Source organism: Kineococcus arenarius subsp. arenarius (assembly GCF_050871845.1).
Classification (GTDB): Bacteria; Actinomycetota; Actinomycetes; order Actinomycetales; family Kineococcaceae; genus Kineococcus.
The window spans coordinates 24522-35750 of the sequence record NZ_JBJLSE010000038.1 but is presented as its reverse complement, the minus strand read 5'-3'; the positions used below and the strand labels follow the sequence as shown (position 1 = coordinate 35750).

Annotated in this window: 10 protein-coding genes; 7 read left to right on the top strand and 3 right to left on the bottom strand. The window is 76.3% G+C overall.

The annotated features are described in order from the left end of the window. Positions 1 to 97 precede the first annotated feature (97 nt). A complete protein-coding gene (locus ACRYM0_RS11180; protein WP_432505050.1) occupies positions 98 to 1216 on the bottom strand; it encodes a DUF3866 family protein in 1119 nt (372 codons plus the stop codon). 9 nt (positions 1217 to 1225) lie between these two features. Then, positions 1226 to 2305, bottom strand: a complete 1080-nt coding sequence (locus ACRYM0_RS11175; protein ID WP_432505048.1) for an acyltransferase family protein — start codon at positions 2303 to 2305, stop codon at positions 1226 to 1228. Between the two features lie 176 nt (positions 2306 to 2481). Here ACRYM0_RS11175 and ACRYM0_RS11170 point away from each other — a divergent pair, with 176 nt between their 5' ends. From ACRYM0_RS11170 to ACRYM0_RS11140, 7 genes are all read left to right on the top strand, one after another. Then, positions 2482 to 3558, top strand: a complete 1077-nt coding sequence (locus ACRYM0_RS11170; protein ID WP_432505046.1) for a helix-turn-helix transcriptional regulator — start codon at positions 2482 to 2484, stop codon at positions 3556 to 3558. Further along, positions 3555 to 4568 (top strand): helix-turn-helix transcriptional regulator, encoded by a 1014-nt coding sequence (locus ACRYM0_RS11165; protein ID WP_432505044.1) that lies wholly within the window; start codon positions 3555 to 3557, stop codon positions 4566 to 4568. The genes ACRYM0_RS11170 and ACRYM0_RS11165 overlap by 4 nt, the downstream gene beginning before the upstream one ends. 149 nt (positions 4569 to 4717) lie before the next feature. Continuing rightward, positions 4718 to 5056 carry a hypothetical protein gene (locus tag ACRYM0_RS11160; protein WP_432505042.1) on the top strand — a complete coding sequence of 113 codons (339 nt, stop codon included), beginning with the start codon at positions 4718 to 4720 and terminating at the stop codon, positions 5054 to 5056. A gap of 133 nt (positions 5057 to 5189) precedes the next feature. Beyond that, positions 5190 to 5474: a Sec-independent protein translocase subunit TatA gene (gene tatA / locus ACRYM0_RS11155; protein WP_432505040.1), complete on the top strand. Its 285-nt coding sequence runs from the start codon at positions 5190 to 5192 to the stop codon at positions 5472 to 5474. Positions 5475 to 5572: 98 nt separating this feature from the next. After that, positions 5573 to 6334 (top strand): twin-arginine translocase subunit TatC, encoded by a 762-nt coding sequence (tatC, locus tag ACRYM0_RS11150; RefSeq protein WP_432505039.1) that lies wholly within the window; start codon positions 5573 to 5575, stop codon positions 6332 to 6334. A gap of 31 nt (positions 6335 to 6365) precedes the next feature. Next, on the top strand, positions 6366 to 7319 hold the full coding sequence (locus ACRYM0_RS11145) for a diacylglycerol/lipid kinase family protein (protein WP_432505037.1): 954 nt from the start codon (positions 6366 to 6368) through the stop codon (positions 7317 to 7319). An 82-nt stretch (positions 7320 to 7401) separates the two neighbouring features. Then, positions 7402 to 10212 carry a DEAD/DEAH box helicase gene (locus tag ACRYM0_RS11140; protein WP_432505035.1) on the top strand — a complete coding sequence of 937 codons (2811 nt, stop codon included), beginning with the start codon at positions 7402 to 7404 and terminating at the stop codon, positions 10210 to 10212. 87 nt (positions 10213 to 10299) lie between these two features. On the opposite strand, the gene ACRYM0_RS11135 is transcribed toward ACRYM0_RS11140, so the two are convergent. Further along, positions 10300 to 11217 carry a 5'-3' exonuclease gene (locus ACRYM0_RS11135; RefSeq protein ID WP_432505058.1) on the bottom strand — a complete coding sequence of 306 codons (918 nt, stop codon included), beginning with the start codon at positions 11215 to 11217 and terminating at the stop codon, positions 10300 to 10302. Positions 11218 to 11229 lie beyond the last annotated feature (12 nt).

Below are 11229 nucleotides of genomic sequence, written 5' to 3'. Positions count from 1 at the left end.
GCCCCGCACCGCCCACCGGCGGTGCGGGGCCTGGCGCGTTCCCGGACGCGGAGGGACGTGGCGACGCAGGGGCGGGGGAGCAGGAGGATCAGGAGGATCAGGAGCGCAGCAGGCCGGCCGCGTGCCGCCCGGCGACCGCGGCCGCCACGAACGCGGCGCGGTCCTGCTGCAGGCCGCGCCCCATCGTGGACAACCCCACCGGGCACGCCGCCAGCGCCTCGTCCAGACCCTCCGTGCCCACCTGCGCCCACCGGTGCCGCCCGACGGGCGCGCACAGCGCCCGCACCTGAGCGCGCACCCCGTCCCAGAACGCGCCCCGCTCGCCGGGCACCACCACGTCCACCGGCGCCAGCGCCACCCGCCCCACCGCCGTGGCCGAGTGGTGCGACAACCCCCGGTGGCGCTCGCGCTCGTCGGCCTGCGAGACGCGCAGCGAGGCCACCGCCCGCCCGCCCAGCACGGCAGCGGCGTTCAGCGCCTCCCCGGCCGCCACCCCGGAGAACCCCCAGCGCGAGCCGGTGCCCAGGTTGCCCGGTCCCTGCGCCACCACGACCACGTCGGCACCGGCCACCAGCCGCGCCGCCAGCAACCCGGTGTGCACCGTCGCCGCCTCCAGGTCACCGCCGAAGCTCTGCCCCGTGCTCACGCACGCCGCCAGCCAGCCCGCCTCGCGCAACCCCGCCACGGCCCGCGAGAACGCCACCGGCAGCGCCCCGCCGTCGGTCATCACGTACACCACCCGCGCCTGCGGGGCCTCCGCGCGCACCCCGGCCACCACCGCCGGCACCGCCGAGTGCAGGTCGGCCACCACCACCGGCACCCCCCGCAGGTCCTCAGCCCCCGCCAGCACCCCGTGGTGCTCGGACTCCTGCTCGTCCACCCCCAGCACCATCGCCTGCAGCGGCGTGTAGCGGGCCTTGACCAGGTGACCGGGTCCCGCCGGCGGGTCCGCCGGCAACGCCTCGGGCAACGCCACGACCATCGCGTACCCGCCGGTGCCCAGCCCGCGCGCCAGCGCCGCGGTGTTCAGCAGCACCCGGTCTCCCGGCGCCGGGCGACCCACCAGCTCCACGTACGCCAGCGCCCGCAGCACGGCCCCCGGCGCGTCCGCGCCCACCGCCCCCGCGGGCGCGCCCTGCACCCGCACCTCGCACTCCAGCGCGCCGGGCCACTCCCGCCCCACCCGCACGACCGTCCCCGAACGCCACCGCAGCACCCGAGCAGGCTAGGGGGTGCCCCGCGCGCGCCGCCCGTCCCCGCCCGGGCGCACCGCGCGAGCGCCCACCGCCTCCAGCGCAGCGCCCGCCCGCTCACCGAGCACCGCCGGCGCCGAGTACAGCCACCCCGCACCGGCACGCACCGCCCCCGCGTGCACGCCCAGCGACACCAGCACCGCCAGCACCGCCCACACCACGGGCAGCCACCCCGGTCGCCCGGCACCGGCCACCCCCAGCGCCACCACCGCGCTGGTGCCCACCCCCACCACCAGCTCGTGCACCAGGTACACCGGCAGCGTGCGCCGCCCCAGCCACCCGCACACGCGCACCAGCCCCGACGCCCCGGGCAGCCGCGTCAGCAGCACCGCGAACGCCAGCCCGCACACCACCGCCACCACGCTCAGCGCGCCGGCCACCCCCGGCCCCCGCAACCACCCCGCCCCGTGCGCCACCAGCAGCCCCGCACCCGCGACGCTGCACACCGCCGCCGGCCCCACCCGAACGCTGCCCAGCAACCGCAGCAGCTGCGCTCGCAGGCACCAGCCCAGCAGGAAGAACACGAAGCACCGCGCCATCTGGTGCCACACGTAGAACGGCGCCCGCACCCACAGCTCGCCGGCCGCCACCGACAGCACCGCCGCCGGCACCAGCAGCCACGGCGCGCGCCGGCCCAGCGCCCGCGCCGCCACGGTGAACACCGCCAGCGCGTACAGGTACCACAGGCCCGTCGTGGGCCGCACCGGCGCCAGCAGCAGCGGCACCAGGCTGTCGGCCTCCCACGGCTGGAACCGCGGCGTCACCGCCCGGAACAGCGCGAAGCGCACCAGCGACCACAGCACGAACACCCACAGCAGCGGCACCAGCCGCGAGCGCACCAGCACCGCCCACGAGCGGGTGGCCGCCGTGGCCGCCAGCAGCCCCGACACGCAGAAGAACAAGGGCATCCGCAGCAGCACCAGCTCCCCGTTGACCGCCCGCCACCACGGCGCCAGCAGGTGCGCGGCGTCCAGGTGCAGCACCGCGTGGTGCAGCACCACCAGCACGATGGCCAGGCCCCGGGTCACGTCCAGGGCGGGCAGTCGACGCACGGGCTGGCGGCCTCTCGGGTTCCGGCGGGCGGTGCAGGGGGCGGGCGGTGCTGCGGACGCTACCCGCCCGGGCACCGCACCGGAGCCCACCCGTGTGTCGTGCGGGCCGTCGTGCGGGCGTCGTGGACCGGCGCCCCGCGCCGCAGCGGCCGCCGTCCGGTAGCGTCCGGTCCACCATGGCGAGCTCGGCACCCAGCACCGGCGCGGCGGCCGCCGCCCGCGGCGCACGACGCACCGAACGGCTGCTCAACCTCGTGATCGCCCTGTCGGCCACCCGCCGCTGGCTGACCAAGGAGCAGATCCGCACGGCCGTGCCGCAGTACGCCGACTGCGCGACGACCGTCGCCTTCGAGCGCATGTTCGAGCGCGACAAGGAGGACCTGCGCGAGCTCGGCGTCCCGCTGGAGACCGGCGGCGAGGACCCCCTCTTCGGCGACGAGGCCGGCTACCGCATCGACCGCGACGCCTACGCCCTGCCCGAGATCAACTTCACCCCCGCCGAACTGGCCGTGCTGTCCCTGGCCAGCCGCGTGTGGCAGCAGGCCAGCCTCGCCGGCCCCGCCACCCGGGCCCTGGTCAAGCTGCGCAGCCTGGGCGTCGAACCCGACGAGACCTCCCTGGTGGGGCTGGAACCGCGCGTGCGCACCAGCGAACCGGCCTTCGACCCCCTGTACGCCGCCACCCGCGACCGCGCCCCCGTCTCCTTCGCCTACCGCCGCGCCGGGGGCGAGCCCGCCACCCGGCGCGTGGAGCCGTGGGCCATCGTCAGCTGGCACGGGCGCTGGTACCTCGTCGGCCACGACCGCGACCGCGACGCCCCCCGCGTCTTCCGCCTGTCCCGGGTCTCCTCGGCCGTCAAGCGCATCGGCCGGCCCGGTTCCTACGAGGTGCCCGCCGACCTGGACCCCCGCGAGGTCGTCGCCGGCACCGTCGGCGAGCGCACCACCCGCCGCGCCCGCCTCCTGGTGCGCAGCGGCAGCGCCCTGGCGGTGCGCCGGCGCGCGGTGTCGGTGCGCCCCGCCGTCGCAGGCACCGGGGACGGCGACGGGGACGGCACCGGTGGGGGGACCGGGGAGGACGTGGTGGAGCTCGACGTGGCCGACGTGGAGGTCAGCGCCGACGAGCTCGCCGGCTACGGCGACGCCGTCCTCGTCCTCGACCCCCCGGAGCTGCGCGAGGCGGTCCTGCGCCGCCTGCGCGGAGCCGCTGGAGCGGGCACCGGCGCGGCGGGCACCGGGGGAGGTGCCGCGTGAGCGGCAGCGCCTCCACCGAGCGCCTGTCCCGGCTGCTGGCGATGGTCCCCTACCTGCTGCGCCACCAGGGCATCCCCCTGGAGGAGGCCGCCGAGCACTTCGGCATCGGCACCGACGACCTCGTGCACGACCTGGAGCTGCTGTTCGTCTGCGGCACCCCCGGCCACATGCCCGACGACCTCATCGACGCCCGCTGGGACTCCGGGCGCGTGTACCTGTCCAACGCCGACCCCATCGCCCGCCCCGCCCGCCTGGCCGTCGACGAGGCCGTGGCACTGCTCGTGGGCCTGCGCACCCTGGCCGAGGTGCCCGGCCTGCACGACCGCGACGCCCTGGACGGGGCCATGACCAAGCTCGCCGAGGCCACCGGCGAGGCCGCCGCGGCCGCCGGCTCCGTGCGCGTGGACGTGCGCCCCGGCGACGACGAGCAGCTCGCCGGCGTGCTCGCCACCTGCCGCAGCGCCCTGGCCGCGCACCGCCGCCTGCACCTGACCTACCTGGTGCCCAGCCGCGACGAGCGCACCGAGCGCGACGTGGACCCCATGCGCCTGGTCACCGTCGACGGCCGCTGGTACCTGGAGGCCTGGTGCCACCGCGCCGAGGGCGTGCGCCTGTTCCGCCTGGACCGCATCGAGGCCGCGCAGGCCCTCGACGCCGACGGGACCCCGCCGGCGCGCGCGGTCTCCCGCGACGTGCAGTCCGACCTGTTCCGGCCCAGCCCCGACGACCTGCTCGTGACCCTGGACCTGGCCCCGCAGGCGGCCTGGGTCGTGGACTACTACCCGGTGCAGTCCACCGAGCCGGCCCCGCCGGGCGCCTGGGAGCAGGCCTCGCTGCGGGTGCGGCTGCGGGCCGCGGACACCCGCTGGGTGCGCCGGCTGCTGCTGCGCCTGGGCGCCGGCGCCCGCGTGGTGGACCCGCCGGAGCTCGCGGTGGAGGTGCGCGAGGCCGCCCTGGCGGCGCTGGCCCGCTACCGGGGTACCGCGCCGGGCGCCCCGGACACGCTGTGAGACAAGGCGTCAGACCCCTGGGCCCGCACGGCGACGGGGTGCGCCGACTCGCCGGGTGAACAGCGTTCAAGGATTTCCGGGTCCGTGCCGAAGCAGTGGGTGTCGGACGGCGGGACAGCCGCCCACACCACGACCGGAAGGTGCACACGATGACCACGATCAAGGCTTCCTGCCCCTGCTGCGGCGACGTCGAGCTGACCCCCAAGCAGGTCCGCCTCGTGGTCTGCTCCGCCAAGGACCGCTCCTTCTACGCCTTCGACTGCCCGCAGTGCAAGGACGAGGTCCGCAAGCCCGCCAGCGAGGACGTCGTCGCCCTGCTGGTCTCCGGCGGCGTGGCCGTGGAGCGCTGGATCATCCCCGCCGAGGCCATGGAGGAGCACCACGGCGCCACCATCGCCTGGGACGACGTCCTGGACTTCGCGCTCGTGCTCGACTCCTGCGACGACCTGGCCACCCTGGCCACCCTGGCCCCCCGCTCGGTGCGCTGAACCCCGCGCCACCGACCGGTGCGCGGGCTGGGAGATCCCTGAGAACCCGCACCCCGATCGCGTCGCGGCCCCACGGCGCGCCGCCGGGGACGTACGATGACCGGGCACCGTCCCCCTACGGAGGTTGAGAACCATGGGCGCCATGAAGCCCTGGCACATCATCGTGCTGGTCGTCGTCCTGCTGCTGCTGTTCGGCGCCAAGCGCCTGCCCGACGCCGCCCGCGGCCTGGGACGCTCGCTGCGCATCTTCAAGAGCGAGGTCAAGGAGATGCAGAAGGACGACGACGACGTCGCCGAGCGGGACACCGCGTTCAGCCCCAAGGCCTTGGACGACGGCCGTGCCGACGGCACCGCCTCCGGCGCCCACGTCAACGGCAGCCGCAGCAGCGAGGCCCCCAGCGCCTCGCGCGAGCGCTGACCCCGCGCTGACCCGCTGAACCGCTGACAGGAGGCCCTGGCGACGTGGCGGTCACCACCATCCGACGGCGACGCGCGCCCAAGGACCCCGAAGGGCGCATGCCCCTGCGCGAACACCTCGACGAGCTGCGCAAGCGGCTCTTCCGGGCCGCCCTCGCAGTGGTGGCGGGCGCCGCCGCCGGCTGGTGGCTGTGGCCCAACGTCGTGCTGCCGTTGCTGGCCCAGCCGGCGGAGTCCATCGAGGGCGTCGAGCTCAACTTCGCCTCGACGCTGGGCGTCCTCGACGTCCAGGTCAAGGGCGCGCTGTGGGTCGGCCTCATCGTGGCGGCCCCGGTGTGGATCTACCAGCTCTGGGCGTTCGTCACCCCCGGGCTGACCAGGAAGGAACGCAGCTACGCCGTCGGCTTCGTGCTGGCCGGCTTCCCGCTCTTCCTCGCCGGCCTCGCGCTGGCCTACTTCATCCTGCCGACGACGATGGCGCTCATCACGTCGTTCACGCCCGACGGCATCAACAACATCATCGACACGCCGAGCTACCTGTCTTTCGTGATGCGGCTGCTGCTCGCGTTCGGCATCTCGTTCCTGGTGCCCGTGCTGCTGGTCGCGCTGAACTTCGCCGGCCTGGTCCCCGGCCGGGTGATCCTCAAGCAGTGGCGCATCGTCGTCTTCCTGTGCTTCGTCTTCTCCGCGATCTTCACGCCCACCCCGGACGCGCTGACGATGATCCTCATGGCCATGCCGCTGATCTTCCTGTTCTTCGTCGCCATCGGGGTGTGCCTGCTCAACGACAAGCGCCGTCGGCGCAACTCGCCCGAGACGGACTACTCGAACCTGTCCGACGACGAAGCCAGCGCGCTCTGAACCGGCCACCCACGCCGTCGCGGCGAGCGGCGTGAGCGCACCCGGCCCCGTGGGCCTGCTCGTCAACCCCACCGCCGGGCGCGGCGCCGGCTTCACCGCCGGGGCCCGGGTGCGCGCCGAGCTGCGCCGCCTGGGCCACGCCGTCACCGAGCTGTCCGGACCCGACCTGCCCGCCGCCCGCCGCGCCGCCCGCGACGCGGCGGGGGAGGCCGCAGCGCTCGTCGTCGTCGGCGGCGACGGCCTCGTGCACGCCGCCGTGCAGGAGGTCGCCGGCACGGCCACCGCCCTGGGCATCGTCCCCGCCGGCACCGGCAACGACATCGCCCGCGGCCTGGACCTGCCCCTGGGCGACCCGGCCACGTCGGTCGCCGCCCTGTCCGCGGCCCTGCGCGAGGGCCGGCACCGCACCGTGGACGCCGTGCGCGTGCACAGCGCCCACGGGCAGCGCTGGTACGCCAGCATCCTCGCCTCCGGCGTGGACGCCCTGGTCAACGAGCGCGCCAACTCCTGGCGCTGGCCGCCCGGCCCCGCCCGCTACACCCTGGCCGCGCTGCGCGAACTGGCACTGGTGCGCGGCGTCGCCCTGCGCATCGAGCTCGACGGGCACGTCCTGCAGCGCCGCGTCCTGCTGGCCGCGGTCGCCAACACCCGCTGCTACGGCGGCGGGCTCACCATGGCCCCGCACGCCGACCCCGCCGACGGGCTCCTGGACGTCGTCGTCGTCGACGAGCTCCCCGCCGCCGCCGCGCTGCACCTGTTCACCCGCCTGCGCAGCGGCGAGCACCTGCGCTCACCCGCGGTGCAGGTCCACCGGGCCCGCACCGTGCGCCTCGAACCGCTGGAACTGCCCGAACCGGCGGCGCCGCGGGCAGCGCGCGCCGGGGGCCGAACCCGCCTGCCGCGCCCGCACGCCGACGGCGAGCCCGTCGGCTCCCTGCCGCTGACGTGCGAGGTCGCGCCGGCCGCGCTGCACGTCCTCGCCTGACCCGGCCGACCCGCCCCGCTCAGCCGACCCGCGGCGCGGCCCTGCCGCGCACCGGTGGTGGCCGTGACGTACTGTCGCCGTCATGGCCAGCCCCGCGGAACGATACGCGGCAGCGCAGCGCCGCACCGAGCAGTCGCGCACCCAGCTCGCCCAGTTCGCCGCCACCCTCGGCTTCGACCTGGACGGCTTCCAGGTGCAGGCGTGCCAGGCCCTCGAAGCCGGCCGCGGCGTCCTGGTCGCCGCCCCCACCGGCGCCGGCAAGACCGTCGTCGGCGAGTTCGCCGTGCACCTGGCGCTGCGCACCGGGCGCAAGGCGTTCTACACCACCCCCATCAAGGCGCTGAGCAACCAGAAGTACGCCGAGCTCGCCGAACGGCACGGCGCCGCCAGCGTCGGCCTGCTCACCGGGGACAACTCCGTCAACGGCGAGGCCCCGGTGGTCGTGATGACCACCGAGGTGCTGCGCAACATGCTCTACGCCGGCTCCCCCCTGCTGGACGGCCTGGGCTACGTCGTCATGGACGAGGTCCACTACCTCGCCGACCGCTTCCGCGGCGCCGTGTGGGAAGAGGTGATCATCCACCTGCCCTCCGACGTCCTCGTGGCGTCCCTGTCGGCGACCGTCTCCAACGCCGAGGAGTTCGGCGCCTGGCTGGACACCGTGCGCGGCGACACCGAGGTCGTCGTCTCCGAGCACCGCCCGGTGCCGCTGTGGCAGCACCTGATGGTCGGCACCCAGCTGCACGACCTGTTCACCGACCCCGCCGGCGACCCCCTGGAGGGCGACGAGGGCTCCCTGGTGCCCGGGGCGATCGTCAACCCCGAGCTGGTCTCCATGTCCCGCCAGCAGCTGCGCACCGACCGCCTGGCCACCGCCGGGCGGGGCCGCGGGCGCGGCCGCGGCCCCGGGCGCCCCGGCGGCGGACGCTACGCCGCCGGCCCCCCCGGCGGGCGCACCCCCTCGCGCGCGCAGGTCCTGGAGGTCCTGGACGCCGCCGACCTGCTGCCGGCCATCACCTTCATCTTCAGCCGCGCCGGGTGCGACGCCGCCGTGGCGCAGTGCGTGGCCTGGGGGCTGCGCCTGACCACCCCGGAGGAGGGCCGGCGCATCCGTGCGATCGCCGAGGAGCGCTGCGCGGAGATCCCCTCCTCCGACCTGGCCGTCCTGGGGTACTGGGAGTGGATGGAAGGGCTCGAACGCGGGCTGGCCGCCCACCACGCCGGGCTGCTGCCGGTGTTCAAGGAGACCGTCGAGCAGCTCTTCGCCGACGGGCTGGTCAAGGCCGTCTTCGCCACCGAGACCCTCGCCCTGGGCGTGAACATGCCCGCCCGCTCCGTCGTCCTGGAACGGCTGGTCAAGTGGAACGGGCAGACCCACGTCGACATCACGCCGGGGGAGTACACCCAGCTCACCGGCCGCGCCGGGCGCCGCGGCATCGACGTCGAGGGCCACGCCGTCGTGCTGTGGGCCGCCGGCACCGACCCCGAGGCGGTCGCCGGCCTCGCCTCGCGGCGCACCTTCCCGCTGCGCTCCAGCTTCCGGCCCACCTACAACATGGCCGTCAACCTCGTGCAGCAGGTCGGCCGCGAGCGGGCCCGCGACATCCTGGAGACCTCCTTCGCCCAGTTCCAGGCCGACCGCGCCGTGGTCGGCCAAGCCCAGCAGATCCGCGAGCAGCAGCGCGCCCTGGACGGCTACCGCCAGGCCATGACCTGCCACCTGGGCGACTTCGGCGAGTACTTCGCGCTGCGCCAGCGCATCGGGGAACGGGAGAAGGAGCTCTCCCGCGTCGGCGCCGCCCAGCGCCGCGCCGAGGCGCGCAGCTCCGTCGAGCAGCTCAGCACCGGCGACGTGGTGCGCCTGCCCGGCGGGCGCCGCGACACCTTCGGCGTCGTCCTGGACCTCGTCGACGGCAGGGGCTTCGACGGTCCCTCCCCGCGCGTCCTGAGCCAGGACCGCCAGGTGCGCACCATCGCCGCCCACGACTTCACCGGTCCCGTCGAGCCGCTGGCCCGCGTGAAGGTCCCCAAGGCGTTCAACTGGCGCAGCCCGCAGGCCCGCCGCGACCTCGCCTCCTCCCTGCGCAACGCCCTGGCCGAGATCGGCGGCGGCGACGTGCCGGCCCGCCGCCGCGGCGGTGCGGCCGCCCGCACCGACGACGACGCGGTCCTGGCCGAGCTGCGCCAGCGCCTGCGGGCGCACCCCTGCCACGGCTGCTCCGACCGCGAGGAGCACGCCCGCTGGGCCGTGCGCGAGGAGAAGCTCGCCCGCGACACCAGGGCCCTGCAGCGCACCGTCGAAGGCCGCACCGGCACCATCGCCCGCACCTTCGACCGCGTGTGCGACCTGCTCGCCGAACTCGGCTACCTCACCGACGACGGCGGCGCCGTCACCGAGGCCGGCCGCACCCTGCGCCGCATCAACGCCGAGACCGACCTGCTCGTCGCCCAGTGCCTGCGCCACGGCGCCTGGGCCGGCCTCGGCCCCGCGGACCTGGCCGCCGCCGTCTCCTGCCTCGTGCACGAGTCCCGCCGCGACGAGGGCAACGGCCCCGAACGGGTCCCGCGCCGCGCCGAGGACGCCATCGCCGCCACCGTGCGCCTGTGGAGCGACCTCACCGACCGCGAGGACCACCACAAGGTCCCCGCCACCCGCGAACCCGACGCCGGCCTGGCGTGGGCGGTGCACCGCTGGGCCTCCGGGCACCGCCTGGACGCCGTCCTGCGCGACGCGGACCTGGCCGCCGGCGACTTCGTGCGCCGCTGCAAGCAGCTCGTCGACCTCCTCGACCAGGTCGCCGCCGCATCGCTGGACCCCGCGGTGCGCTCGGCCGCCCGCGACGCCGTGGACCTGGTGCGCCGCGGCGTGGTGGCCCACACCTCGCTGACCTGACCTGCCCGGACCCTCGAGCACGGCTCGAGGGTCCGCCGAGCCACCCTCCACCTCCACCTCGGGCTAACGGCGGCGGCAGGACGGTCGTCAGCCCCGCTCGCCGGCCAGGGCCCGCAGCACCCGCTCCACGCTCGAGCCCAGCCCCCAGCGCTGCACGAGCCGCTCCAGCGCACCCGGGTCGGCCGCGGCCGGCGGCAGCGCGTCCGGCACCACCGGCACCGGGGCCTCGCGCACCACCCGCACCACCACCGGCGCCGCGTCCAGGTACGCCGACGCCTCCACCAGCCGGCGGCGCTGCCCGGCCGGCACCGCCGACCCCGGGTCCGCCGCCGCCGCACGCACCCCCGCCAGGTCCCCGTACCGCTCCAGCAACGCCGCCGCGGTCCTCTCCCCGATCCCGGCCACCCCCGGCAACCCGTCGGAGGGGTCCCCGCGCAGCACCGCCAGGTCCGCGTACCCGGCACCGTCGCGCACCCCGTACCGCGCGGCCAGCCACGCCTGGTCCACCACCTCCGCCCGGCGTACCCCCTTGCCCACGTACAGCACCCGCACCCCGGCCGCGTCGTCGACCAGCTGGAACAGGTCGCGGTCCCCGGTGACCACGTCCACCGCCACGCCCTGCGCGGCCACCGCGCGCGCCGTCAGCGTCGCGATCACGTCGTCGGCCTCGAACCCGGCGCACCCCACCCGCGCCAGCCCCAGCGCCCCCAGGACCTCGGCGATCACCGGCACCTGCGGCTCGAGGGCCGCCGGGGAGTCCTCCCCGCCACCGGGCCCCACCCGGTGCGCCTTGTAGGACGGCAGTGCCGCCACCCGGAACGCCGGGCGCCAGTCCTCGTCCCAGCACGCCACCAGCCGCGCCGGCCGGTGCTCGGCCACCAGGAACGCCACCGCGTCCAGGAACCCCCGCACCGCGTTCACCGGCGTGCCGTCCGGCGCCCGCAGCGACTGCGGCACCCCGTGGAAGGCCCGGTAGTACAGCGACGCGGCGTCGAGCAGGAGCAGGCGCTCGCGGCC